The sequence below is a fragment of the Thermodesulfovibrio yellowstonii DSM 11347 genome (assembly GCF_000020985.1).
Taxonomy (GTDB): Bacteria; Nitrospirota; Thermodesulfovibrionia; order Thermodesulfovibrionales; family Thermodesulfovibrionaceae; genus Thermodesulfovibrio; species Thermodesulfovibrio yellowstonii.
Genome location: NC_011296.1, coordinates 1,276,936 through 1,302,514, shown reverse-complemented (window position 1 = coordinate 1,302,514; position 25,579 = coordinate 1,276,936). Strand labels below are relative to the sequence as shown.

The window sequence follows — 25,579 nt, the reverse complement described above, 5'->3', positions numbered from 1 at the left end:
TCTGATAATCTTTTAATATGAAATCTTTTTTTATAATTCTCCTGATATTATTTTATCCTTTCGTAGTTTTTTCTGAATATGTCGGAACAGAAACCTGTAAAAAATGCCATCCTAAACAATATGAGAATTTTATTAAATATTCAAGAATGTCTCGCTCTTTTGAAGCAGTGGAAAAGATGAAAAATAAAATAACTCCCGAGGAATTAAAAAGCTGTTACTACTGCCATACAACAGGGTATGGTAAAGCAGGTGGTTTTGTTTCTATAGAAAAAACACCATATTTGAAAAATACAGGATGCGAAGTTTGCCATGGTCCCGGGAAAAAACATGTAGAAACCATAGACAAAAAATATATCAAAAGAAAATTCACACTTCAAGTGTGTGAACCATGTCATACAGAAGAAAGAATAAAAGCATTCAGATTTAAACCTCTGCTTTACGGAGGTGCTCATTAATGTTTAAATTCATAACCAATAAAATTGGAAACAAGTTGATGCTTACATTTATTGGAATTATTTTGGTTGTGATGATTATTGAAATGACATTTAGAATTTATTTTGGAGTGCAGGACAGACTTAGAATTGCAGAAATGGGCAACAAAGAGGTAATGGATACTATCTATGCAACAATGAAACATCCTTTGACAGTTGGAGATAGTGATACAATTCATAGAGATTTAGACGAAATTGGGCAGAAATATAAAAATATAAGTGTTTATCTCTGCGATTTCAATAGAGATATCTCTTTTTCTACAGATAAAAAAGTGATAAATACAAAGATAGACCAGATAATAAATAATAAAGATTTTATTGATAATCTTAATGAAAGCTTTAAGGGGAATGGAGATGAGTATAAATCATTAGTTTTTAATATTAAAGAAAGGCGAAATCTTATCTCAGTTCTTCCTATAAAAAATGCACCTGAGTGTTTTCATTGTCATGGTTCATCAAGAAAAATTCTTGGTGCTTTGATTATGAAAACAGATGTTGAGGACGTTTATAAAACAGTGATTGCTCAAAGAAATAGGTCCCTTGCTTTGACAGCTTTTGCTTCATTACTCGCAATTTTTATAACAAATCTTGTTGTAAGCAAATTCATAAGAAAACCTCTAAGTAATCTTGTTGATGCTACACATAGATTTGCAAAAGGCGAGATGAGTACAATAATAAAATATCCTCCTGATGAGATAGGCACCCTTACAGAAACATTTAACTACATGGTTAATGAAGTTGCTAAGTCAAAAATGGAACTTGAAAAAGAACTTACTCGTAGAGCAAAACTTCTTGAAGAAAGAGACGAGCTTGTGGCATTGCTTCAGAAGGCAAATAAACAGTTAAAAGAACTTGATACGCTTAAATCTGCATTTATAGCAAATATGTCTCACGAACTAAGAACACCAATGAATGCAATAATTGGTTATACTGATTTATTACTTGATGAAGTTGATGGTCCTTTAAATGATGACCAGAAGACTTCATTAAAAAAAGTGGCTGCAAATGCAAGGCATCTATTGCAATTAATAAATGATGTTCTTGATATATCTAAGATTGAATCAGGAAAGATTGAACTTCATCCAAGAGAAATAGATTTAAAAGAACTAATAGACGGAATAATGGTTACATTTGAACCATTAATTGCTAAAAAGGGTTTAAGTTTTACTCTAAATATTGAGTCAGGAGCTGAAAAGCTTTATGTTGATGAGGATAAAACAAAACAGATTTTAATAAATTTAATATCCAATGCTGTAAAATTTACACATCAGGGTGGAATAACAATAAAGGCAAAAGTTTCAGAAAGAGGTAAAGCCAAAGACGGAAGTCCTCAATTTATAGAAATTTCAGTAAGTGATACTGGAATAGGAATAAAGAGGGAAGACCTTGATAAGATTTTTGATAAATTTGCCCAAGCTGATGTATCTACCACAAGACAGTATGAAGGAACAGGTCTTGGTTTAAGCATTGTAAGAGGGCTTGTAGCTTTACACAAAGGCATGGTATGGGCTGAAAGTGAGGTAGGAAAAGGAAGCACTTTCTATGTTTTGTTACCTTTTAAAAAGGAAGTTTTTGAGCAGACAGGTCCTGTTATAGAAGAAGAGATGGCTGAAGCACTTGGAGAATATTTTGAAGTACCGAAGGAAGTTTTTTTACAAGACCCATCTTATGAAGGTAAATTGGTAAGATGCTGGGATTATACTCAGTGTGGTCATGTAAACTGCCCTGAGTATGGTTCTCCAGAGAAAAGATGCTGGCTTGTTGTAGGAACACATTGTAAAGGCATGAAAATAGGGTCTTATCCAGAAAAAGCAGATGCATGTAAACTATGCGAAGTTGTAAGAGACCTTGTTTTACATAAAGAACCTTTATCTCCAGATATATCAAAGATTTCTGAAAAGGAGAAAGTTGTTTTAGCAATTGATGATAATCCTGATGCTATTGATTTAATAAAAAAATATCTTGAAAAAGATTACAAGGTTATAGGAATACTTAGCAGTGAGGAGGCTGTTAAAAAAGCTAAGGAAATAAAACCGGTTGCAATAACACTTGATATAATGATGCCTAAGAAAGATGGTTGGCAGGTATTAAAAGAGCTTAAAGAAGATGAAGAAACCAAGAATATTCCTGTTATTATTGTTTCTATTATTGAAAATAAGACTTTAGCTTTTAGTCTTGGTGCAGCTGACTATTTTGTAAAGCCGCTTGATGGATATTCTTTATTAAGAAGAATTAAAAATATAGGCATTCATCGTCCAATAAAAAAAGTGTTTTTGCTTGAAAGAGATGAAAGAACTAATTATGATATTTCAAAAATACTTAAAGAAAGCGGTTACGAAGTTTATGCAACTAATAGTAGTAAACAGGCAATGGAATTGGTCAAGAGTGAAAAACCAGATTTGCTAATTGTTAATATTACAGACCCAGACAGCAGCGCTTTTGATTTTATAGATTTTATTAAAACATCTGCTGAATTAAGGGATATTCCAATTATTGCTCTTACAAATAAAGAATTGAGTGAGCAAGAAAAGGAAGCATTAAATGGTAGAATAAAAGATATAATAAACAAGGCTCTCTTTTCAGAAGAAGAACTTATAACAGAACTTAAAAATAGTTTGAAGAAAATAGGAGGTTAAGTGTGAAAACAATCCTTGTTGTTGATGATAATGAAGATTCAAGAGAGCTTGTGAAAAAGATATTAAAAAAACACGGATATGAAGTAATAGAAGCAGTTGATGGAGAAGATGCTATAGCAAAGGCTTTAGCATATAGACCAGACTTAATTCTTATGGACATTTCAATCCCAAAGATTGATGGCTATGAAGCTACACGAAGATTAAAAGAGAGACCCGATTTCAAAGATACTCCTATAATAGCTTTTACTGCCCATGCTATGAGAGGAGATCAGGAAAAAGCTCTTCAGGCTGGATGTAATGGTTATATATCAAAACCAATTAATGTCAGAGAGTTCCCAGAACAGATAAAGATTTATTTAAAGGAAAAATGAATAACTCAAATCAGACAATTTTAATTGTTGATGATAACATAGATACAGTGGAACTTTTGAGAAAAAGACTGAAAGCTGAAGGCTACAATACGGAAGAAGCCTATGATGGTGAAGAAGCTTTAAAGAAAGTATATGAAGTTTACCCAGACTTAATAATTCTTGATGTAATGATGCCTAAAATGGACGGCTATGAAGTTTGTCAAAGACTCAAAACAGATGATAGAACAAAATTTATTCCTATAATTATGCTTACAGCTAAATCTGATGTGGAAAGTAAAGTTAAAGGATTTGACATTGGCGCTGATGATTATGTCCCGAAACCTTTTGATTATAGAGAACTTTCAGCAAGAGTTCGTTCTCTGATTACAAGAAAAGAAACAGCAGAGAAAGTAATAGAAGAAGAGAAAACTGAGTCAGTAAGAAAACTTATTGACAGTCTTTCTCATGAAATAAGAAATCCCATTGTGAGTATCGCAGGATTTACAAAAAAAGTATATGACAATTTACCACCTGGTGATCCAAATAAACCATATCTAATGACCATACTTCAGGAGGCAGAAAGACTTGAGAGACTTTTAAAAGAAATTTTAAATCTTAAAATGATTGCCATAGGTTTTTTGGAAAATGTTAATCCTAAAATTGCCATAGAAGAGATTTTAGAAGAACTTGAAAAGGAGATAGAAGATAAAGCAATAGAGGTGGAAACAGACTTTAAAGATGTGCCATCTTTTTATATAGATAAGGAACATTTTAAAATTGTTCTTCGCAATATTATTAAGAATGCAATAGAAGCAATGGAAAAATCCGAAAAACGTCTGTTAAAAATTTCTCTTGAACAAGTGAAAAATGAGATAGAGATAAGAATTTCTGATACAGGTAAAGGAATTCCAAAAGAACTGATTAAGAAAATATTTGATCCATTTTTTACCTCAAAGGTATACGGACCAGGGCTTGGGTTATCTGTAGCTCTTACAATTGTTCAGTATTATAAAGGTTTTATTTCAGTTGAAAGTGAACCCGGAAAAGGTAGCACATTTATAATAAGAATTCCTGTGAAAGGAAGATAAAATAAGACAAATAATCAGATTTTCATATGAATTTTTAGTTGTTACGATTGGGTAACATATTTTTCAAAAATGTGAATGCCAAGTAACATTTTAAAATTCCTGATATAAAATTAAGTTGTTTTTCGTCTCCGATGTATTTTTTGAGCCTGTTTAAAAACTTCCTGCCATTCCTTGGCTGCATAAACAGTTGAGTGATCTCCTCTTTTTATAAATACTCAATTTCTCTGGCATAAACTTTGCTTTTTATTGATTTTAATTCTTAATAAGACAGGGTTTAAAAAAATTTTCTTTAAAGGAGGAAGGAGTTGTGAAAAGAAGAGATGCATTAAAAATTTTTGGAGGAATCTTAGGTGGAGGTTTACTTTTGACGAGCAGTAGCTGGATAGCTGATAACTTAAATGCTTCTCAGCCCAATAAGCTTCCTCAACTTCCATGGACTTACAAATCTATTGATCCTAAAAAAGCTGCTGAAAGAGCTTACTTTGGTTTTTACAAAGGTAGGTGCTGTTACGGAGCATTTGATGCCATTATAGGAACTCTTCAAGATGAAGTTGGATTTCCTTTTACTGGAATCCCAACAGAACTTTTTGTTTTTGGTAGAAGCGGGATAGCTGAAACTGGTTCTACTTGTGGAGCTCTAATAGGAGTTGCTGGTGCTATTTTTCTTCTTACAGGTGGTGTAGACAAAGAAAAGCAGGATAGAGCCTATAAAATTATACAGGATGTGTTTCGTTTCTATGAACAAGAAGCACTCCCTAAGTATATTCCTGAAAAACCAAAATTAAACATGCAGATGAAAGCTACTGTTGCCAATTCACCAATTTGTCATATCTCTGTTTCAAAATGGTGTGCAGTAACTAAATTTAAAGCTGCTTCAAAGGAACGAGATGAGAGATGTGCAAGAATTACCGCTGATTGTGTTCTTTATGCTCTTAAGTTATTAGAAGCTGAATATAAGGGAAGTTTTAAAGGAGCTTATCCTATTAAGGCAAAAACTAAAACATGTATGGACTGTCATGATAAAAAGGATGCTCTCAATAATACAAAAGGGAATATGGAATGTGGAACTTGTCATTTTGATGGGAAAATTAATAAAACTACAAAACATCCACCATTTTAATTCAGAGGGGGACTATTCCCCCTCTTTTATTCTCAGATTTTTCAAAAACTTTGAATTTTTAAAAATTTAAGCAAACACTTACTTGAATAGCTTAAGATGTTACTTTTCAGAAACATTAAATATGATTTTCTTTAAACTAATGATTAAAAAAAGCCCTGGAATTGCCACAAGGAAAGTGAGAAAATAAAAAGCTGCCCAGCCAATGCTTTCAACAATAAAACCTGCTGTTGGACTTATAATTACTCTTCCAAGAGATGCTAATGATGAAAGCAGCGCATACTGAGTTGCAGCAAAACTACGGTTGCATAATCCCATTAAAAGAGCTAAAAATGCCGTGGTTCCCATTCCACCTGTTAGATTTTCAATGACTACGGTGGATACAAACAATGAAAAGTTTTTTCCTTCTATTGCTAAAACCATAAACATAATATTTGATACTGCCTGAAGTATGCCAAATGAAATTAATGCTTTATAAAGGCTTATTTTTCTGAGTAAAAATCCTCCTAATATTGAACCTGCAATTGCTGAAATAAGCCCGCCAATTTTATTAACTGTACCCACCTCAGTAAGGGAAAATCCTATGCCTCTAATAAAAAAGGCTGTACTGAGAGAGCTTGCATAGGCGTCGCCAATTTTATATAAAACAATAAATAATAGCAAAATAATGCTTTTTTCTCTTTTAAGTAAATCTCTAAAGGGTTCAATAAATGACTCTTTAAATGTAGTCGGTTTTTTTATTCCCTTTGGTTCATCTGCCCAGAAAGTGGTAATTATTCCTAAAACTAAAAGTGAAGTTATTATTGTTAAAGCAATCTGCCATCCAAGATAGTCTGCAAGCAAAAGACAAAGACCGCCTGCAACAATCAATGCAATTCTGTATGCAGTTACTGAAAATGCTGCTCCGATTCCTCTGTCTTCTGGTCTGAGTATTTCTGTTCTATAAGCATCAATTGAGATGTCCTGAGATGCTGAAAAAAAAGCAATCATTGCTGCTAATATACTGAAAATTAAAAGATGCTCAGGAGTAAATGTTATCATTAAAAAGGTGCCAAATAGAATTAAAATTTGACAAATGATAATCCAACCACGTCTTCTTCCAAGTCCTACAATATTGAATCTGTCAAATATAGCAGACCAGAGAAATTTAAAACTGTATGGAAAGGTAAGAACTGTGAAAATGCCTATTGTTTTTATATCAATTCCTTCAGTTGTAAGCCATGCCTGTAGTGTCCCACCTATAAGTGGAAAAGGCAGTCCAGAAGCAAAACCAAGAACTGTTACAACTGCTATATCCTTTGTTCTTTTAGTCATCAAGCCATTCTATTTTGATAGGGAGTCTGCCCGTATTTTTGAACCCTTCATTGAATACATCCAGAAAAGCAAGCACAGCGTGTTCATGGGAATCATAAAGTGAAATTATAGCCTTTGCTTTCTTAAAAGGTCTTAAAACATAGGGATTACCGAAAGATACAACAATTGCATCTGTATTTGATATGATTTCCTTAATTATCATGTTTTGTTGCGATTTTAATACGTATTCCTTTCCAGCAGCCTTAATATTTGTGAATGCTGCAATTAAAGGTATTGCATTTGATTTTCTATAATCCTGTAAATCATAGGCAGAACCAAAATAGTTCTGAAATACTTTTTTTATTTCCTCAGTATAGACTCCTGTAAGATAAGGGACGATTTTCTTAGAATTCAAATCATTTATTTCATTTTTTATAACTGTAACTGTTTTTTTAAATGCTTTATGAATTAAGGAAATATCTTCATTATTAATAATCGTTTTTTTTGTTTTGAGCTTTTTTAACCTCTTAATTCTTCTGTAAGCTTCTTTTATTCTTCTGTCACTAATTAAGCCCTGCATATAAGCTTTTTTTATCTCTTCTAAAGCAGTATATGGTTGTTCTGGATGTAGAATTATATCTGCTCCTGCTATAAGAGCTAAAGCATGAGGATTTTCATAATCTATTAAAGCTCTCATATTCATCGCATCTGTAAGAACTGCTCCATTAAAACACATGTTCTGTTTTAGCAATTTATTGATCACATTTTCCGAAAGAGACGCAGGTTTCATATCATCAGCAACTATATGACCAACCATAATTGAAGAAACCTTAGCTTTAATTGCTTCCTTAAATGGTTTAAGATGTATTTCAATTTCATATATAAGATAAGGAAGTTCCAGATGAGAGTCTATTTGTGTTCCACCATGACCTGGAAAATGTTTTCCGCATGTTGATAATCCGTAAGATTCAAAGAGTTTTATAACAAATTTGCCATATTCCGAAACAATTTCAGGATTATCTGAAAAAGCTCTTGTGCATATTATTGGATTTTTAGGCTCTCTATTCACATCCAAAACAGGAATAAGTGCAAGATTTATTCCCACATCCAATGCTTCTTTTATTACAATTGAATACAGAGATTCAAGTTCCTGTCTGTTTTCCTTCAAATCAAATCCTGCGGCAATTCCCATCTGTGAGGGAATCAAACTTCCACCTTTTATCTGCTGTCCAACACCTCTTTCAATGTCTGAAGCAATGATTAATGGTTCTGATGCTATGCTTTGAAGATAGTCAATGAAATTTTTTATTTCATCATAGTCTCCACCAAAAACTATGAAACCTGCAATTCCTTCTTTAACAAGTTTTTCAATATAGTGTGTGTATAGGGAATCATTTATTTTTTCACCATCAAGCCTTGCTATGATTAAATTCATTAAATTTTCCATACAACTGCATATTATGAATTAAAGAGATTCAAAGATTCAACTAATTCAAAAAATTGAATTTAATAAAGTTAATGCTCCAGATAGTTTTTCAATATCATTATCAGAATGCCCTGCAGTTATTGTTATTCTGATTCTTGGAGTTTTTACAGTAGGAGGTCTGATAACAGGTGCATAAATACCTGAATCATATAGAATCCTTGAAGCCTTTATTGCTTGTTCAATGTTTTCAAAAAGAATGGGAATAATCGGAGTTTGTGTTTTTGTTGTTTTAAGTTCAAGATTTTTTATTATCTCCATAACTTTTTCAATATTCTGCCAGAGCCTTTTAATCAATTCTTTGTCTTCCATAATAATTTTTAAAGAAGCATAAGCAGAAGCAACAGTGCTTGGAGGTAAAGAAGTTGAAAAAATAAAACCTCTTGCAGAGTTTATAAACCAGTCAATAATGGATGAATCGCCGCAGACAAATGCTCCAAAAACTCCGATTGCTTTAGAAAGTGTTCCCATCTGAATTACAAAAGCCTCTGTCTGTAGTCCCAGATGTTTCAATATGCCGTAACCATTACCCAATACTCCAGTTCCATGAGCATCATCAATATAAAGTAAAGCCCCTTCAGCTTTGCATAATTCATAAAGTTCTCTGATTGGCGCTATGTCTCCATCCATACTGAAAACTGTGTCTGTTATGATTACTTTCTTGCCTTTGCAAGATATATTTCTAATTAATTTTTTTAAATCCTCAATATCGGCATGTTTGTAGATAATTTTTTCTGCTCTGCTTAGTCGGCAACCGTCTATTATGCTTGCATGATTAAGTTCATCGCTGAAAATAATATCATTTTCTCCTGCTAATGCAGGAATTAAAGAAGTATTAGCTGTATAGCCAGAATTAAGAATAAGGCAGCTTTCTGTGTTTTTAAATTCGGATAAAAGTTCTTCAAGTTTTCTATGTAAAATAGTGCCTCCACTTAAAAGTCTTGAAGCTCCTCCCCCAGCGCCAAATGTTTTGATTGCATCTATACCAGCTTCTTTGACCAGTGGATGTTGACTTAGTCCAAGATAGTCATTTGATGCAAAATTTATGTATTTTTTACCTTGAATTGTAATTTCCATTCCATGCCTTGATTCCATATCTTTTACTGAACGGTAAAGATTTTGTTCTTTAAGTTTTTCAAGCTTTTTTTCAAAAATTTCAAAAAATTTTTCAGACATTCAAAATACCCCTTGACAAAATTTTCGTATTCGTATAATATTGGTGGTAAATAGTGGTAGAAAGTGGAATATGATATCTTTCATAGGAAAATATTACCATAATCTTGATCAAAAGGGAAGAGTTATAATGCCAGCCTCCCTTAGGGAGGTTCTGACAAATAAATATTCTTCGGGCGAACTCTATCTTACGAATGCTCCTTTTGATAAAGCCTTACATCTTTATCCTCTTGAGGAATGGTTGAAACTTGAAGAAAAAATAAGAGGGCTACCTAAGTCTGATGAATCTGTAATGTATTTTTTAAGGAGAGTTATCGCTTCTGCAATACCATGTGAACTTGATAAACAAGGAAGAATATTGATTCCTTATGAACATAGACAAGATGCTGGTATTAACTCTGCAGTTGTTATTGTTGGTCAGATTGAAAGAATTGAAATATGGGATAAGGCTACTTGGGATAGCATTACTGATCCCACAAAGGTAGATATAAAGAGGATACAAGATGCTCTTGCTAAGTATGGATTATAAAAAAATACACATTCCTGTAATGGTTAAGGAAGTTATTCAACTTCTGAATCCTTACGGAGGTATATATGTTGATGCCACCTTAGGCTGTGGTGGGCATTCTTTAGCGATACTTAAAAGGCTTAGCCCAGATGGCAGATTAATCGGCATTGACAGGGATGAGTCTGCTATTTTTTATGCTAATAGAATTCTGGATGATTCAAGGGTGATTTTAAGAAAAGCAAGCTTTTCTCATCTTAAAGAAGTTTTGTCAGAGTTAAATATTGAAAAAATTGACGGGATAATTTTTGATCTTGGTGTTTCAATGCTTCAACTTAAGGATTTTGAAAGAGGATTTAGTTTTCATTCTGAGGAAAGACTTGATATGAGAATGGATCAGACAGAACCATTGACAGCATGGGATGTTGTAAACAAATATCCTGAGCAAAAGTTAACTCAAATTTTTAGAGATTATGGTGATGAGCCTTTTGCAAGGAGAATAGCAAGAGAAATTATAAGACAGAGAGGCAAAAAAACTATTGATACATGTAAAGAGCTTGCAGATTTAGTAAAAAAAACTGTTCCAAGACATGGGAGGCTTCATCCTGCCACTCAGATTTTTCAAGCAATAAGAATTGAAGTAAACAGGGAATTTGAAGAACTTAGACAAGGATTGTTGCAGGCAGTTGAATTATTAAACTCTGGTGGAAGAATTTGTGTAATCTCTTATCATTCAGGTGAAGACAGAGTTGTAAAAAATTTTTTCAGAGAGGAAGAACAAAAAGGAAATCTGCGTATTCTTACTAAAAAACCTCTTTTACCATCTCTTGAAGAAGTTGCTAAAAATCCATCAGCAAGAAGCGCAAGGCTAAGAGGGGGTGAAAAAATATGAAGCAGATTGTTTTAATAGTTTTCAGTTTATTCGCAATTTTTGCAATTTTATGGGTAAGGTCAAATGTAATTTCTGTAGAGTACAGATTAAGTAGTCTTGAAGAGAAAAAAAAGGAAATGCTTAATGAAAGAAGGCTTTTACTTGCTGAAAAGGCATCTTTAACTTCATTCGTAAGAATTAATAATGCTGATGGGCATTTTCTCGTATTTCCTGATAGAAGAAAGATTGTTTATATATCTGGAAACCCTGAGAGTTTAGTAAAAGCAGTAAGTTTCAATAAAAAGAATTAAAATGCAAAAGAGAGTTATTTTACTGAAAATAATGCTCTTAGTCTGCTTCGCTTCTATTATTTTTCGTCTTGGTTTAATCATGTTTGTTGAACATCAGGTTTATTTCTCAAGAGCAAAAATTCAACAAATAAAAAAGGAAGAAATCATTCCAAAAAGAGGGAATATATATGATAGAATGGGACGGGAATTAGCGGTTTCTTTAGAAAAAGAATCTTTATTCATTGACCCTTCATCTTTAAAGTCAGATGAAACAATAAATATTTTAAAAAGTTATATAAAAGTTAATGCTGAACAGATAAAAACTCAATCAGAAAAAAATATAAGATTTCTATGGCTTGAAAGAAAAGTTGATCATGCTGTGGCAGAGAAAATTAAAGCTTTAAAGATTGAAGGAGTTGGTTCTGTTCCTGAAGGAGCAAGGTTTTATCCTAATGGATTTTTAGCTTCTCATGTTATTGGTTTTGTCAATATTGATGAACAAGGCATGGAAGGATTAGAAAGGCAGTATGACAAATATCTTAAAGCAGAAAAATCCTCAAAAGTAGTTTCAGTAGATGCCAGAGGAAAAAAACTTTCTGATGGAAGCTTGAAAGATATAAAAGGAAATGATATTTTTGTAACCATTGATGAAGGATTGCAATACATTGTTGAAAAATATCTTGAGGAAGCAGTAAAAAAATGGCAAGCTTCTTCAGGAATTGCCATAATGATGGATCCATTTACAGGAGAGATTCTTGCCTTAGCAAACAGACCAACATATGATCCAAATAATTTAAAATTCATAAAAAATATTGGTATAATAAGAAATCGTGCATTAACAGATTTATATGAACCAGGTTCAACCTTTAAGATAGTTACAGCAACCGCAGCATTAGAAGAAGGTATTGTAAAGCCATACACTAAATTTGATTGCTCTCAGGGATATATAGAAGTATGGGGTAAAAAAATAAAAGATGCCCACAGACACGGAGTTCTTACTTTTGAAGAAGTTATTCAAAAGTCTTCAAATGTTGGTACAATAAAAATTGCGATGATGCTTGGTAAGGAAAAGCTTTATCAATATATAAAGAAATTTGGTTTTGGTGAAAAGACAGGGATAGACCTTCCTGGAGAAATGGCAGGTTATATAAGACCTACTCAAAAATGGTCAGGCACATCAATAGGAGCTATTCCAATCGGGCAGGAAGTGGCAGTTACAGCCATTCAGGTTTTGAGAGCTTATTCTGTTATTGCAAATGGTGGTTATCTTGTAAAGCCATTTGTAGTTTCTGAAATTCGTTCGTCAGAAGGAAATATTCTGTATAAGGCTGTTATACAGAGAGAAAAAATAGTATCTGAAAAAACAGCAAAGATAATGAGAGATATATTGAAAAAAGTTACAGAAGAAGGCGGAACAGCAACTCAAGCAAAGCTTGATGGTAATAATGTTGCAGGGAAAACAGGAACAGCTCAGAAGTATGACCCTAAAACAGGTAGATATTCAAAAGATAGATTTGTAAGCTCTTTTGTCGGATTTATTCCAGCAGATAATCCCCGTATAGCAATGATAGTTGTTATTCATGACCCTAAGGGAGCTCATTATGGAGGAGTTGTTGCTGCACCAGTATTTAAAGCAATTTCTGATGAAGCTATGGCTTATCTTAATATTCCAAGAGATGATGCTAAAGAAAAAGGACTTGTTGTTACATTTGAAAATGAAACCAATAGAAAGGTTGTGGTAGCAAAAGAATGATTTTAAAAGAACTTTTAAGGAGTGATTTTAATGTTAAGGGAGATATAAACAAAAATATAGATTACATAACCTATAATTCTAAGGATGTAAAAGAAGCAAGTCTTTTTTTTGCAGTATCAGGACAGAAAGCAGATGGGCATTTTTTTATTGAGGAAGCAATAAAAAAAGGAGCAAAAGCTGTTGTTTATGAGACAGGACACTTTATGCCTTCCGAGTATGCAGATGTTACATGGATAGGTGTTAATGATTCAAGAGACGCTCTTTCATGGATTAGTTCAAAATTTTATGGAAATCCATCTGAAAGACTTAAAATTATTGGAATAACAGGCACAAATGGAAAAACAACAACATCATATCTTATAAGAGAAATACTCAAAAGATATGACAAAAAAACCGGAGTTATTGGAACAATAAAATATTTGATTGACAATGAGGAGAAAGTTGCTGTTCACACAACTCCAGAAGCTCCTGAGTTTCAAGAGCTTCTCCATGAAATGCTCGTCAAAGGCGTAGAATATGTCATTACAGAGGTGTCTTCGCATGCTCTTGCTTTAAAGAGAGTTGATTACACAAAATTTGATATCGCAGTATTTACAAATCTTTCAAGGGACCATCTTGATTTTCATAAAGATATGGAAGATTACTTCAATGCTAAAAAAAGGCTATTTACTGAGTTGCTTAAAAACGAAGGAGTTGCGGTTATCAATTTTGATGATGTCTATGGAAGAAGGTTGGCAGAACAGTTGAACACTAAAAAAATTACTTACTCAATAGAAAATCCTCAGGCAGATATTTATGTTAAAAACTACAGACTAAACTTTAAAGAGACAGAGATTAATCTTCATATTAAGAAGGAAAAGGAATTAGTTGTAAAAACTCATCTTTTAGGTATTCCTAATATTTATAATGTTATTTCCGCAGTATCAGTTGCTGTAGCTTTGAATATTCCCTTTGATATTATTGAATCTGCGATTTCAGATGCTCATTCTCCAGATGGAAGATTTGAGAGAGTTGATGAAGGACAGGATTTTCTTGTTTTTGTTGATTATGCTCATTCACCAGATGCTCTTGAAAGATTGCTTATAAGTGTAAGAAAACTTAAAGAAGAGATATCAAAAAATGGAAAGATAGTAACAGTTTTCGGTTGTGGTGGAAATCGGGATAGAGGAAAAAGACCCCAGATGGGTAAAATTGCTACTGAATTAAGTGATTATGTAATTCTTACCTCAGACAATCCGAGATGGGAAGAACCAAGAGAAATAATCAAAGAAATTGAAGAAGGTATTTTAAAAGACAACTACATTGTTGTTCCTGACAGAACCATGAGTTTATATATAGGAACAAAGATATGTAAAAAGGGAGACATTCTAATTGTTGCTGGCAAAGGACATGAAGATTATCAGGAAATAAAAGGGAAAAGATATCCTTTCAGCGATAGAGAAATTCTTGTAAAAGCCTTAAGAGAGTTGAGGTAATTCATTATGTTTACCCTTGACGATTTATTGATAGCTACAGGAGGAAAATTAGTTTCAAAAGGAAATGAGATATTTAAAGAAGCATCAATTGATACAAGAACAATTGGCAAGAATGATCTTTTTTTTGCATTGAAAGGTTCAAAAAAAGATGGACATGAATTTGTAGATGAAGCTTTGATTAAGGCTTCTGGTGCAGTAGTTTCAAAAAATGAAGGCATGGATTTTAAAAATAAAACAGTAGTTATAGTGGATGACACTCTTAAGTCTTTACAAAATTTAGCAGGATATTTAAGAAAAAAATTTAAGGGAAAGATTATCGCAGTTGTAGGAAGCAATGGTAAGACAACAACAAAGGAATTGATTGCCAGTTTTTTATCAAAAAAATACAAAATTCTTAAAACTGAGGGAAATTTTAATAATAACATCGGAGTTCCGCTCTGCATCAGCAGGATTGAAAACAATACTGAAATTATGGTTCTTGAGCTTGGAACAAATAGACCTGGTGATATAAAAGAGCTTTGCGATATAGTATATCCAGATTATGCATTGATTACAAATATTGGATATGAACATATTGAAGGCTTTGGTTCAATTCAAGGAGTAAGAGAGGGAGAATTAGAAATACTTCCTTATGTTAAAACAGTTTTTGCCAATGGAGATGATAAATTCCTAATGGATGGGCTTAAAAGATACAGCGGACAAATTTTGACATTCGGAATGAGCAAAGAATGTGATTTTAGAGCTGAAAACATTAATTTTTATAATGATCATGTTGAATTTGATTTTTATAGTGATATTGCAGCCTTTGCAGTTAAAACTCCTTTAGTGGGGATTTATAATATTTACAATCTTACAGGAGCGATTGCTGTTGCTACTTTTTTAGGTATATCTAAATGTTCTATACAACAGATTACAGAAAGTTTCACTTCTGTGAAGATGCGTGGAGAAATAATCAAAATTAATGGAGTTGAAATATTTTTTGATGCTTACAATGCCAATCCTTCTTCAATGAAAGTCGCATTGCAGGAGCTTACAAGAAGGAAAAAAGGTAGACGGACAGTTGCTGTTTTAGGAGATATGCTCGAACTTGGAGAATTTACAGATTTAGCTCATGAAGAAGTTGGTAAATGGGTAAATGAGATGGGGATAGATATTTTTATTGGAGTGGGAAAGTTTATAAAAAATGCATTAAGATATGTTAATGGATATGTTTTTAACGATCCTATACAGGCGGCAGAGTTTTTAAAAAAAGAACTCAAGGGTTCTGAAATTGTTTTAATCAAAGGTTCAAGGGCTATGAAGCTGGAGAAGATTCTTGAGATTTTGAAAGAAGGGAGATAGTAATGCTTTATGAGATTCTTTACAGTTTAAGTGACTATATTTCTGGATTAAATGTTTTCAAATATATTACTTTCAGAACAATGCTTGCTATCCTTACATCTTTCTTTTTTACATTCATCATTGCTCCACCATGCATAAGATGGCTTAAAAAATTAAGTCTTACACAGCATATAAGAGATGATGGTCCTAAAACACATCTTAAAAAAGAAGGCACACCTACAATGGGCGGTATAATAATAACTGCTTCAGTCTTAGTTGCCGTGCTTATGTGGGGAAATTTAAAGAATCACTATATGTGGATTATGATAATTAGTTTCTTAGGTTTTGGCTTAATAGGATTTATAGATGATTATCTAAAAATTACAAGAAAAAATTACAAAGGATTACCAGGTAGATATAAATTGTTTGCTCAGTTATTACTTGCTTCTTCTGTAACTCTTTTTCTTTATTTCAACCCAAAGGACCCTTATACAACTGTTTTAAGTATTCCATTTTTCAAACAGTGGCTTATTGATTTAGGAATATTTTATCTGCCTTTTGCTATTTTTGTGATTGTAGGTAGTTCAAATGCTGTAAATCTTACAGATGGAATGGATGGACTTGCAGCAGGTCTTGTAGGTATTGCATCTATTGTAAATGCTGTTCTTCTCTATATATCAGGGCATGCTGTATTTGCTAAATATCTTTATGTTCTTTATATCCCCGGAACAGGAGAATTAGCTGTTTTTTGCGGTGCAATGCTTGGTGCATGTCTTGGCTTTTTATGGTATAATTCCTATCCTGCTGAGGTTTTTATGGGAGATGTTGGTTCTTTAAGTCTTGGTGGAGCACTCGGTAGTCTTGCGGTTATTACAAAGCATGAAATAGTTTTAGCTCTTGTTGGAGGCATATTTGTTGTAGAGGCTCTTTCTGTTATCCTTCAAGTAGGATATTTCAAATTAACAAATGGAAAAAGAATTTTTAGAATGGCACCGCTTCACCATCATTTTGAATTAAAAAAATGGCCCGAACCTAAGGTTATTGTTAGATTTTGGATAATAGGAATTATACTTGCCCTTTTGAGTCTTTTAACATTAAAACTGAGGTGATATTATGACAGGATATTTTAACAGTTTCACTCGTTTTACATGTAAAGGAATGCGTTTTATGTGTTTTATTTTGTTTATTTATGTCTTAGTTTACTCTCCTGAAGCTTTAGCTCAGGAAACTAAAAAACAAGTTGATATTGATGCTCCAAGTGCTGTTGCAGTTGATGCTCAGACAGGGAAGGTTTTATACGGCAAGAATCCGCATATAAAACTTCCTCCAGCAAGCACAACAAAACTTGTAACAGTGATGGTTGCTCTTGAGAAACTTGATCCTGAACATAAAGTAACCATATCAAGAAAAGCAGCAAGAACTCCGAGTGTTTCACCAAAGTTGGTGGAAGGAGAAGTTTATAAAGTCCGTGACCTTGTTTATCTTGCATTAATGCGATCTGTAAATTCCGCAGCAGTTGCTCTTGCAGAAGCTACTGCAGGAAGGGAGGAGAATTTTGTAAAGCTTATGAACGATAAAGTGCAGAAAATTGGAGCAAAAGATACAAGATTTATAAATGCATCAGGTTTACCTGGAGCAGGTCAATATACAACAGTCTACGATTTAACAAAAATAATGTCTCATGCTCTTGCTTATCCATTAATAAAAGAGGCTGTGCATACTCGTGTTTATTTAATCAGGTCTGAAAATGGAAAAGAGCATTTTATTCAGAATACAAATCAGCTTTTATGGGCAGAAGATAATATGATAGGAGGCAAAACAGGATATACAAGGCGAGCAAGACATTGTTTTGTAAGTGCCTATAAAGTTAATGGAAGACTTGTTTATACAGCAATCTTAGGAGATACAAATAGAGAGCAACTTTGGAAAGATACTCAACAATTAGTAGAAAAGGCAGAATATGTTCTTACAGGCAAAGATGAACCTGTTGTTAAGCTTTCAGAAGAAAAATCAGTAATGCCTGTTTCCTATAAGAAAAATCAGAAATTGAATAAAAAAGTTAAAACAGATAAAAAGAAAGTAAAGAAAATCTCAAAAACAAAGAGGGCAGCGAATGCAAAAAATAATAAAAGAACTATCTGAACTGGAGAATAAAACAGTAGCAGTTGTTGGTCTTGGTAAAAGTGGTATAGCAGCATCTAAGTTACTTTGCAGTCTTGGCGCAAAATTGATAATAAATGATAAAAAAAGCAAAGAGGAAATTTTAAAGGATTTAATAACAGTAAACGGGAAAATAGAACGAATCATAGGAGAGGGGCATCCACCAGAAGCCCTTGAAAATGCTGATATTGTTGTTGTAAGTCCAGGAGTTCCATTAAGCACACCTTCAATTGTTTCAGCAGTTTATAAAGGCATACCAGTTATTGGTGAGATAGAACTTAGTTGGCAGATTCTGAGTTTAATAAAAGAGAATGTAAAAATAATAGGTATTACAGGTGCAAATGGAAAGTCTACTACTTCAACGCTTACATATGAATTTTTAAAAAGAGATGGTAAAAAGGTTCAACTTGCAGGAAATATTGGATATCCTATGGCAGAAGTTGTTTTAAAACTTTTAAATAAAGAAATTGATATGGAATATCTTGTGCTGGAACTTTCCAGCTTTCAACTTGAAGGAATCAAAACTTTTAAACCTGATTTTGCAGCAATTCTGAATATTACTCCAGACCATATGGATAGATATTCAGACATGAAAGAATATATTGAGGCAAAGGCAAAAATTTTTCAGAATCAAAACGGAGATGATTATTTAATTCTTAACATGGATGATGAAAATACTATATCAGCTATTGAATATTTAAGAAATGTATATTTAAAAAAAGGTAAACTTCCTCATGTTTTTTATTTTAGCAGGGTTCAAAATGTCTATGGTGCCTATTTAAAGAATGATTCTATTTATTTTAATGCCAGAGAAGAAGTCTCTGATGACATAAAGAAAGAGATGGAAAACACGGTTCTTTCTGTTTCCACATTTAAAATAAAGGGTATTCATAATGTTGAAAATATAATGGCAGCATCTTTACTTGCTTTATGTTCTGGATGCAAGGGGCAAAGTATAAAAGACGTTGTTCAGCAATTTCCAGGTCTTCCACATAGAATGGAGCCTGTCAGAGAAATAGATGGAGTAATCTATATAAATGACTCAAAGGGCACTAATGTTGACGCAGTTAAGAAATCTCTTGAAAGTTTTCCCGGTAATGTGATATTGATTGCTGGTGGAAGAGATAAAGATGGAGATTTTTCTGCTTTGAAAAGTATTGTAAAAGAAAAAGTAAAGGCTTTACTACTTATCGGTGAGGCAAAGCATAAGATAGCAGATGCTCTTGGAGATTTGGTTCCATGCTATTTAGAAAGTGATATGAAGTCTGCTGTGATTAAAGCAAAGGAAATTGCTCGTGCTGGTGATGTAGTGCTTCTTTCTCCTGGATGCGCAAGTTTTGATATGTTCAAAAACTTTGAACATAGAGGAGAAGTATTTAAAGATATTGTGAACTCTTTATGAAAAAAGGTTCTATTGATAAAACTCTTATAATAGCTGTAACTATTCTTGTAATAATTGGATTAATTGCAGTTTATAGTTCTACTTCTGTTTTAGCTTCTGTTAAGGCAAAATATGCTGATAAAGGTGGAATGATTTACTTACAGAAGCAACTATTTACATTGATTATAGGCTTTTTTTTCATAGTTGTATTTATATTTTTACCTGTTACAAAATTAAAAAAACTTGTTTTTCCTCTGCTTATTATTTCTTTTATAATGCTTATTGCTGTTTTTAGTCCATTAGGAGTAAGTGCAGGAGGTGCAAGAAGATGGCTCAGACTGTGGCCCAGTGTTTTTCAACCTTCTGAACTTGTAAAGCTTGCAATGGTTTTTTTCCTTGCATGGTATATGAGCAGAGAAAGTTATAATAAAGAAAGTATCAAGGATTTTGTAATTCCGATAAGTTTAATGGGAGTATTTCAGATAATTTTTCTTAAACAACCAGATTTTGGTGCAGTTATGACACTTGGAATAATCACCTTTGTGATGCTTTTTATCGGAGGTGTAAGTTTAAGATTTTTGGGACTTACTATTTTGCTTGCAATTCCTGTTTTATTTTATCTTGCAAAAGAACCTTATAGATGGAAAAGAATAACTTCATTTCTTGACCCTTGGTCAGATCCTCAGGGAAGCGGTTTTCAGCTTGTTCAGTCACTTATTGCACTTGGAAGCGGAGGGCTTACAGGACAAGGTCTTGGCGAAGGAAAGCAGAAACTTGCTTTTTTACCTGAGATACACACAGATTTTATATTTGCTCACATCGGTGAAGAAATGGGATTTATTGGTGTTTGCGTAGTTGTTATTCTTTTCTTTTTCATATGTATGAGAGGACTAAATATTGCAGCAAAGCAGATTGACCCTTTTTGTTATTTTCTTGCTTCGGGAATTACAATCATGATTTCAATTCAGGCATTAATAAACTTTGCAGTTGTAACAGGTCTGGCACCAACAAAAGGACTTCCCTTGCCTTTTATTAGTTACGGTGGTTCTTCCCTTGTTGTCAATCTTATAGCAGTGGGAGTTTTGCTTAATCTTTCAAGATTTGATTATAAGGCAGATTTTACAGAATTAACATTACAGAAAAAAAATAAATTAAGAACATATAGATATTACTACAAAGGAAGAAAATTTTCATGAGAGTTATTATTGCAGGTGGAGGAACAGGGGGACATCTTTTCCCTGGCATTGCTCTTGCAGAGAGTTTGATAGGTAAATATCCAGAGGCTCAAATTATCTTTGTGGGAACTCCAAAAGGACTGGAGGCAAAGGTAATACCTAAAACAGGCTATGAGTTAAGTTTTATTTCAATTCAGGGATTTGTTGGAAAGTCTTTTAGTGAAAAGGCAAAATCGCTGAAGAGTCTTTTAAAATCCATGTTTGAATCAAAAAATATTATAAATTCATTTGCTCCAGATATTGTTTTCGGAGTTGGAGGATATGCATCGTTTCCAGTTGTTTTAGCAGCTTTTTTGAAAAAAATTCCTACGATTATTCTTGAACAAAATACTGTTCCAGGGCTTGCGAATAAATTACTTGGCAAAATTGCTTCTGCTGTTGCGATAACATATCCAGAGACAATAGAGTATTTCTCAAGGGAGAAGACATATTTAACAGGAACTCCAATTAGAAAGAAAATTTTAGAAGGAAATAAGGAAAAGGCAAAAAAACTTTTTGATATTGAAGAAGGAAGAATTACAATACTGATTTTGGGAGGTAGTCTTGGAGCAAGAAAGATAAACAAGGCTATGACAGAAGGACTTTCATATTTGCTTCCTTTAAAAAACAGGATACAGATAATTCATCAAACAGGTGAGGCTGACTATAACTGGGTTTACAATGAGTATAGAAACTTATCATTTAGAGCAACTGTATTGCCATTTATATATGATATGGTAGAAGCTTACTCAGTAGCAGATTTAGTTATTTCAAGGGCGGGTGCATCCACTGTTGCAGAGCTCACAGCTATTGGTAAGGCATCAATTCTTATTCCATATCCATATGCTGCATATAATCATCAGGAAATGAATGCAAGAAGACTTCTTAGCAGAGGTGCATGTGAACTTATTCTTGACAGGGAGTTAAATGGGGAGGTTCTTGCAAAAAAGATTAATAAAATTTTAAATAAACCAGAAATTATGAAAGAGATGGAAATGGCATCACTTGCTTTTGGAAAACCTTATGCAGGAGAGAAAATTATAGAAATTGCAGAAAGTTTGCTCAGGAGGAAAAGATAAATGTATCAATACAAAAGAATTCATTTTGTTGGAATTGGCGGAATTGGAATGAGCGGTATAGCGGAAGTTCTTCATAACATGGGTTATACAGTTTCAGGCTCTGATATAAAAGAGTCTGACACTGTAAGAAGATTAAAAAAACTTGGGATAAAAGTATTCATAGGACATAGCAGTGATAATATTGATAACACAGAAGTGGTGGTTTTTTCTTCTGCGGTAAAACCTGATAATCCTGAAATTATTAAAGCAAGATCACTTGGAATTCCAGTCATTCCAAGAGCTGAGATGCTTGCTGAACTTTGTAGACTTAAATATTCCATTTTAGTTGCAGGTGCACATGGTAAGACAACAACCACTTCATTTATTGCCACTATTTTAAGTGATGCTGGATTTGATCCTACAATTGTTATTGGAGGGAAACTTAAATCTATAGGAACAAATGCAAAATTAGGTCAGGGTGAATTTCTTGTGGCAGAGGCTGATGAAAGTGATGGAAGTTTTCTTAAACTTTCACCTGCTGTTTCTGTTATTACAAACATTGACAGAGAACATCTTGATTATTTCAAAAATCTTAAAAGAATTAAAAAAGCTTTTCTTGAGTTTGCAAATAAAGTTCCTTTTTATGGTGTTTCAGTTCTTTGCAGAGAGTGCAGACATATAAGAGATTTAATTCCTCATCTAACAAGAAGATATGTAACCTATGGTTTTGATGAGGCATCTGATTTTTGCGCGAAAAATATTGAATATTCATCCTCAAAAGTCTTATTTGACGCTTTTTTTAGAAATAAGTTTCTTGGAAGATTTGCAATTACTGTTCCGGGAAATCACAATGTATTAAATGCTCTTGCAACTATAGCTGTGGCAAAGGAGCTTTCCATACCTATTGAAAAAGTAAGAGAATCCCTTGAGAATTTTACAGGCATTAGCAGAAGATTTGAGTTTAAAGGTGAGAAAAATGGTGTAAAATTTTATGATGACTATGGACATCATCCAACAGAGATAAAGGCTGTAATAAAAACTGCTTTATGGCTAAAACCACAAAGGCTCTGCGTAATTTTTCAGCCTCACAGATATACAAGAACAAGAGATTTGATGGAACAGTTTATTCAGGTTTTTAAGACAACATTAAGAAAAAATGATGTTTTATTTCTCATGGATATATATGCCGCAAGTGAACCTCCTATTGAAGGAGTAAGTGCAGAGATTTTATATGAAAAATTGAAAAATGTAGGAGTTAATGTGATATTCAATCCTGACAAAGAAGATATAAAAATTGATATTTTAAGAGAATTAAAAGAAGGAGACCTTGTTTTTACGATTGGAGCAGGAGATGTATACAAAGTTGGGGAAAGCATTAAAGAGAAGTTATGAAAAATATTGAAATTTTCTTAAAAGAAAATAGGATACCTTATAAAAAATATGAGTCTTTGGCTAAATATACAACTCTTAGAATTGGAGGATATGCAGACTTTGTTGTATTTCCAGATGAAGACTCTGTTTTAAAATTGCTTGAAATTATAAGAAATGAAGGAACAGCATACTATGTTATAGGAGGAGGCAGTAATTTAGTTGTGCATGATGAAGGATTTAAGGGAGTGATAATCAATACAAAGCAAATGAAGAGAATAAATCTTGAAGGATTTACCATAAGGACTTCAGCTGGCGTAATGTTGCCAAGACTTCTTGCTTTTGTTTTAAAAATAAAGCTTTCAGGAATAGAAGGTCTTATTGGTATACCAGGAACAGTTGGAGGTGCAATAAAAGGCAATGCAGGCTCTTTTGGATATGAAATTAGTGATTGCCTTGCAGAAGTTGAAATTATAACCGATAAACTGGAAACTAAAATTCTAAAAAAACAAGATATTACTTTTCAATATCGTAGCTCAAATTTGGTTGAAACATGGCTTATAAAATCTGCAACCTTTAGTTTAAAGGAAGATGATGGAGAGGCTTTTAACAGGATGAAACAGTTTCTCCAAAGAAAAAAACAGACTCAACCTTTAAGAGAGTATTCTGCAGGATGCGTATTTAAAAATCCAGAAGGACAATCAGCAGGTTATTTAATAGAAAAAGCAGGACTAAAAGGATTCAGAGTTGGAGATATACTTATAAGTCATCTCCATGCTAACTATTTCATTAATGTTGGTAAAGGTAAGGCAAATGATTTTTTAAAGTTAATGGATATTGTTAAGGAAAAGGTATTCAAGCTTTTTTCAATAGAATTGGTGCCTGAGATAAAAATTTTGGAGGCTTAATATGAAAGTTGGAGTAATCGCGGGAGGAATTTCCTCAGAGAGAGAAGTCTCTCTTAGGAGTGGACAGGCGGTCTTCAATGCCTTAAAAGAACTTGGATATGATGTGGTATTTATAGATGCAGGAATAGACCTTTGTGAGAAGATAAAAATAGAAAAAATTGATATAGCTTTTCTTGTTCTTCATGGTGGATGGGGAGAAAATGGAGCAGTTCAGGGGATGCTTGAAGTTATGGGTATTCCATATACTGGTTCAGGAGTTCTTGCTTCTGCTCTGGCAATGGATAAGGAAGCATCAAAGAAGATATTTCTTTATCACGGTATTCCTGTTCCTCCTTTTAAAGTGCTTAATAAAAAAGATTATATAAGTTCAGCCGTTAGTCTATCATCTTTTAGTTTTCCCTGTGTTGTAAAACCTGCAGAGGAAGGATCATCTATAGGAGTAAACATTGTTAAAAATGAGAGAGAGTTTAAGAATGCAATTAATGAAGCATTCCAATTTGGGAAACGAGTAATTATAGAGAAATTTATTGAAGGCAGAGAAATACATATTGGAGTATTAGGAGATAAAGCTCTTGGAGGAGTTGAAGTAAGACCTAAAAAAGGTTTTTACAGCTATGAAGCAAAGTATACAAAAGGTTTGACTGAATATATACTGCCTCCTGAGATAGATAATGCTCTTTATGAGAAACTCAAAGAACTTGGACTCAAAGCTCATAAGTCGCTAAATTGTAAAGGGGGTACAAGGGTTGATATGATAGTTGATCAACAAGGTAATCCTTATGTTCTTGAAGTAAATACAATTCCTGGCATGACAGAAACATCTCTTTTACCTAAAATAGCTTCACTTGCTGGTTATGATTTTAAAGGTTTAGTTAAAGAGATTCTGGAACTTTCACTTAAAAATAATGAAAAGTAAGAAATGGATAATTTTAATATGCGTTTTTTTTGTTGTATTAGTTGGTTTTTTGGCTTTTGAGGAATTTACTGTAAGGAATGTTGTTATTATTGGTAATAAACATCTAACTGATAAAGAAATCAGAGCAATCCTGTCAATAAAAGAAGGGAATTCTATCATTTATCCGTCATCAAAGACTTTATATGAAAGACTAAAAAAAACGCCATGGATAAAAGATGCAATTATAAGAAAAGATTTAAACGGAACAATGACAATTTATATAAAGGAATCCACTCCGGTTGCTATTGCTATGTTTAATGAAAATTATTATTTGGTTGATTACGAAGCTCAGGTTCTTGAGAATTTCACTGAAAAGATTCAAAAGGATAAGCATGTTTCTGAAGTAGACACCAAAGAAACAAACCCAACCATTTTTTTACCTATCATAAAAAATATTGATCCATTCAAAAACAAAGAAACTCTTAATGAAGCCGTCAAACTACTCAATTTCATTAATCATAAAGGTTTTGTAAAAGCTGATGATAAAATAATAATAACAGGCAATAATCCAGATGACCTGACTCTTTATATAAATAATTTCCCAATTATTGTAGGCAAAGGAGAGCTTGAAGCAAAATTTGCGAAATATCTTGTAGTTAATGGCGAGATTCAAAAAAGAGGTTTAAATGTTCAATACATTGACCTAAGAGTTCCCGATAGAGTGATAGTAAAACCTGTTGAATAGAGGAT

General features: G+C 33.0%; 23 protein-coding genes. 20 read left to right on the top strand and 3 right to left on the bottom strand.

The features are described 5' to 3' along the window. Positions 1-17 precede the first annotated feature (17 nt). The 5 genes from THEYE_RS06620 (at position 18) to THEYE_RS06600 (ending at position 5,685) form a co-directional block, all read left to right on the top strand. Positions 18-455 (top strand): cytochrome c family protein, encoded by a 438-nt coding sequence (locus tag THEYE_RS06620; RefSeq protein ID WP_012545087.1) that lies wholly within the window; start codon positions 18-20, stop codon positions 453-455. Further along, positions 455-3,127: a response regulator gene (locus THEYE_RS06615; RefSeq protein WP_012546240.1), complete on the top strand. Its 2,673-nt coding sequence runs from the start codon at positions 455-457 to the stop codon at positions 3,125-3,127. The genes THEYE_RS06620 and THEYE_RS06615 overlap by 1 nt, the downstream gene beginning before the upstream one ends. Positions 3,128-3,129: 2 nt before the next feature. Continuing rightward, entirely contained in the window at positions 3,130-3,498 is a 369-nt protein-coding gene (locus THEYE_RS06610) for a response regulator (protein WP_012544974.1), read from the top strand. Continuing rightward, entirely contained in the window at positions 3,495-4,565 is a 1,071-nt protein-coding gene (locus tag THEYE_RS06605; RefSeq protein ID WP_012546841.1) for an ATP-binding response regulator, read from the top strand. Before THEYE_RS06610 ends, THEYE_RS06605 begins: the two co-directional genes overlap by 4 nt. A 307-nt stretch (positions 4,566-4,872) precedes the next feature. Then, positions 4,873-5,685 (top strand): C-GCAxxG-C-C family protein, encoded by an 813-nt coding sequence (locus tag THEYE_RS06600; protein ID WP_012546663.1) that lies wholly within the window; start codon positions 4,873-4,875, stop codon positions 5,683-5,685. Positions 5,686-5,784: 99 nt separating this feature from the next. Here the strand turns inward: THEYE_RS06600 and THEYE_RS06595 are convergent, their stop codons facing one another. Genes THEYE_RS06595 through bioF form a run of 3 tightly spaced genes read right to left on the bottom strand, consistent with a single transcriptional unit; the run spans position 5,785 to position 9,634 of the window. Next, complete coding sequence (locus THEYE_RS06595) at positions 5,785-6,996, bottom strand: AmpG family muropeptide MFS transporter (protein WP_012545724.1); 1,212 nt, start codon at positions 6,994-6,996, stop codon at positions 5,785-5,787. Beyond that, positions 6,989-8,422, bottom strand: a complete 1,434-nt coding sequence (locus THEYE_RS06590) for a glycoside hydrolase family 3 protein (protein WP_012546580.1) — start codon at positions 8,420-8,422, stop codon at positions 6,989-6,991. Before THEYE_RS06590 ends, THEYE_RS06595 begins: the two co-directional genes overlap by 8 nt. Positions 8,423-8,467: 45 nt before the next feature. Then, entirely contained in the window at positions 8,468-9,634 is a 1,167-nt protein-coding gene (gene bioF / locus THEYE_RS06585) for an 8-amino-7-oxononanoate synthase (RefSeq protein ID WP_012545441.1), read from the bottom strand. 70 nt (positions 9,635-9,704) lie between these two features. On the opposite strand from bioF, the gene mraZ reads away from it, so the two are divergent. Genes mraZ through THEYE_RS06510 form a run of 15 tightly spaced genes read left to right on the top strand, consistent with a single transcriptional unit; the run spans position 9,705 to position 25,574 of the window. Continuing rightward, on the top strand, positions 9,705-10,160 hold the full coding sequence (mraZ, locus tag THEYE_RS06580) for a division/cell wall cluster transcriptional repressor MraZ (protein ID WP_012545651.1): 456 nt from the start codon (positions 9,705-9,707) through the stop codon (positions 10,158-10,160). Beyond that, a complete protein-coding gene (rsmH, locus tag THEYE_RS06575) occupies positions 10,150-11,028 on the top strand; it encodes a 16S rRNA (cytosine(1402)-N(4))-methyltransferase RsmH (RefSeq protein WP_012545268.1) in 879 nt (292 codons plus the stop codon). The genes mraZ and rsmH overlap by 11 nt, the downstream gene beginning before the upstream one ends. Further along, positions 11,025-11,318 carry a hypothetical protein gene (locus THEYE_RS06570; protein WP_012546201.1) on the top strand — a complete coding sequence of 98 codons (294 nt, stop codon included), beginning with the start codon at positions 11,025-11,027 and terminating at the stop codon, positions 11,316-11,318. The genes rsmH and THEYE_RS06570 overlap by 4 nt, the downstream gene beginning before the upstream one ends. Before the next feature lies 1 nt (position 11,319). Beyond that, complete coding sequence (locus THEYE_RS06565) at positions 11,320-13,050, top strand: peptidoglycan D,D-transpeptidase FtsI family protein (RefSeq protein WP_012545621.1); 1,731 nt, start codon at positions 11,320-11,322, stop codon at positions 13,048-13,050. After that, entirely contained in the window at positions 13,047-14,525 is a 1,479-nt protein-coding gene (locus THEYE_RS06560) for a UDP-N-acetylmuramoyl-L-alanyl-D-glutamate--2,6-diaminopimelate ligase (protein ID WP_012546153.1), read from the top strand. Before THEYE_RS06565 ends, THEYE_RS06560 begins: the two co-directional genes overlap by 4 nt. A 6-nt stretch (positions 14,526-14,531) precedes the next feature. Then, the gene (locus tag THEYE_RS06555) at positions 14,532-15,866 is read left to right on the top strand and encodes a UDP-N-acetylmuramoyl-tripeptide--D-alanyl-D-alanine ligase (protein ID WP_012545266.1); all 1,335 of its coding nucleotides are present in this window, start codon (positions 14,532-14,534) and stop codon (positions 15,864-15,866) included. 2 nt (positions 15,867-15,868) lie between these two features. Continuing rightward, entirely contained in the window at positions 15,869-16,954 is a 1,086-nt protein-coding gene (gene mraY / locus THEYE_RS06550) for a phospho-N-acetylmuramoyl-pentapeptide-transferase (RefSeq protein WP_012545877.1), read from the top strand. 4 nt (positions 16,955-16,958) lie between these two features. Further along, entirely contained in the window at positions 16,959-17,987 is a 1,029-nt protein-coding gene (locus THEYE_RS06545; protein WP_012546749.1) for a D-alanyl-D-alanine carboxypeptidase family protein, read from the top strand. Then, positions 17,959-19,407, top strand: a complete 1,449-nt coding sequence (murD, locus tag THEYE_RS06540) for a UDP-N-acetylmuramoyl-L-alanine--D-glutamate ligase (RefSeq protein ID WP_012545218.1) — start codon at positions 17,959-17,961, stop codon at positions 19,405-19,407. Before THEYE_RS06545 ends, murD begins: the two co-directional genes overlap by 29 nt. After that, entirely contained in the window at positions 19,404-20,582 is a 1,179-nt protein-coding gene (ftsW, locus tag THEYE_RS06535; RefSeq protein ID WP_012545997.1) for a putative lipid II flippase FtsW, read from the top strand. Before murD ends, ftsW begins: the two co-directional genes overlap by 4 nt. After that, positions 20,579-21,679, top strand: coding sequence for an undecaprenyldiphospho-muramoylpentapeptide beta-N-acetylglucosaminyltransferase (murG, locus tag THEYE_RS06530; protein WP_012545433.1), 1,101 nt, complete (start codon positions 20,579-20,581; stop codon positions 21,677-21,679). The genes ftsW and murG overlap by 4 nt, the downstream gene beginning before the upstream one ends. Then, positions 21,680-23,050: a UDP-N-acetylmuramate--L-alanine ligase gene (murC, locus tag THEYE_RS06525; RefSeq protein ID WP_012546590.1), complete on the top strand. Its 1,371-nt coding sequence runs from the start codon at positions 21,680-21,682 to the stop codon at positions 23,048-23,050. Further along, positions 23,047-23,934, top strand: coding sequence for a UDP-N-acetylmuramate dehydrogenase (gene murB, locus THEYE_RS06520; protein ID WP_012546287.1), 888 nt, complete (start codon positions 23,047-23,049; stop codon positions 23,932-23,934). Before murC ends, murB begins: the two co-directional genes overlap by 4 nt. 1 nt (position 23,935) lies before the next feature. Further along, positions 23,936-24,850 carry a D-alanine--D-alanine ligase gene (locus THEYE_RS06515; RefSeq protein ID WP_012546449.1) on the top strand — a complete coding sequence of 305 codons (915 nt, stop codon included), beginning with the start codon at positions 23,936-23,938 and terminating at the stop codon, positions 24,848-24,850. After that, entirely contained in the window at positions 24,840-25,574 is a 735-nt protein-coding gene (locus THEYE_RS06510) for a cell division protein FtsQ/DivIB (RefSeq protein ID WP_012545598.1), read from the top strand. The genes THEYE_RS06515 and THEYE_RS06510 overlap by 11 nt, the downstream gene beginning before the upstream one ends. The last annotated feature ends 5 nt before the right edge of the window (positions 25,575-25,579 follow it).

Bases quoted from the DNA above. Each gene is read 5' to 3' on its own strand.
- THEYE_RS06620 (WP_012545087.1), top strand. From the start codon at position 18: ATGAAATCTTTTTTTATAATTCTCCTGATATTATTTTATCCTTTCGTA.
- THEYE_RS06615 (WP_012546240.1), top strand. From the start codon at position 455: ATGTTTAAATTCATAACCAATAAAATTGGAAACAAGTTGATGCTTACA.
- THEYE_RS06605 (WP_012546841.1), top strand. From the start codon at position 3,495: ATGAATAACTCAAATCAGACAATTTTAATTGTTGATGATAACATAGAT.
- THEYE_RS06595 (WP_012545724.1), bottom strand. From the start codon at position 6,996: ATGACTAAAAGAACAAAGGATATAGCAGTTGTAACAGTTCTTGGTTTT.
- THEYE_RS06590 (WP_012546580.1), bottom strand. From the start codon at position 8,422: ATGGAAAATTTAATGAATTTAATCATAGCAAGGCTTGATGGTGAAAAA.
- bioF (WP_012545441.1), bottom strand. From the start codon at position 9,634: ATGTCTGAAAAATTTTTTGAAATTTTTGAAAAAAAGCTTGAAAAACTT.
- mraZ (WP_012545651.1), top strand. From the start codon at position 9,705: ATGATATCTTTCATAGGAAAATATTACCATAATCTTGATCAAAAGGGA.
- rsmH (WP_012545268.1), top strand. From the start codon at position 10,150: ATGGATTATAAAAAAATACACATTCCTGTAATGGTTAAGGAAGTTATT.
- THEYE_RS06570 (WP_012546201.1), top strand. From the start codon at position 11,025: ATGAAGCAGATTGTTTTAATAGTTTTCAGTTTATTCGCAATTTTTGCA.
- THEYE_RS06565 (WP_012545621.1), top strand. From the start codon at position 11,320: ATGCAAAAGAGAGTTATTTTACTGAAAATAATGCTCTTAGTCTGCTTC.
- THEYE_RS06560 (WP_012546153.1), top strand. From the start codon at position 13,047: ATGATTTTAAAAGAACTTTTAAGGAGTGATTTTAATGTTAAGGGAGAT.
- THEYE_RS06555 (WP_012545266.1), top strand. From the start codon at position 14,532: ATGTTTACCCTTGACGATTTATTGATAGCTACAGGAGGAAAATTAGTT.
- mraY (WP_012545877.1), top strand. From the start codon at position 15,869: ATGCTTTATGAGATTCTTTACAGTTTAAGTGACTATATTTCTGGATTA.
- THEYE_RS06545 (WP_012546749.1), top strand. From the start codon at position 16,959: ATGACAGGATATTTTAACAGTTTCACTCGTTTTACATGTAAAGGAATG.
- murD (WP_012545218.1), top strand. From the start codon at position 17,959: ATGCAAAAAATAATAAAAGAACTATCTGAACTGGAGAATAAAACAGTA.
- ftsW (WP_012545997.1), top strand. From the start codon at position 19,404: ATGAAAAAAGGTTCTATTGATAAAACTCTTATAATAGCTGTAACTATT.
- murG (WP_012545433.1), top strand. From the start codon at position 20,579: ATGAGAGTTATTATTGCAGGTGGAGGAACAGGGGGACATCTTTTCCCT.
- murC (WP_012546590.1), top strand. From the start codon at position 21,680: ATGTATCAATACAAAAGAATTCATTTTGTTGGAATTGGCGGAATTGGA.
- murB (WP_012546287.1), top strand. From the start codon at position 23,047: ATGAAAAATATTGAAATTTTCTTAAAAGAAAATAGGATACCTTATAAA.
- THEYE_RS06515 (WP_012546449.1), top strand. From the start codon at position 23,936: ATGAAAGTTGGAGTAATCGCGGGAGGAATTTCCTCAGAGAGAGAAGTC.
- THEYE_RS06510 (WP_012545598.1), top strand. From the start codon at position 24,840: ATGAAAAGTAAGAAATGGATAATTTTAATATGCGTTTTTTTTGTTGTA.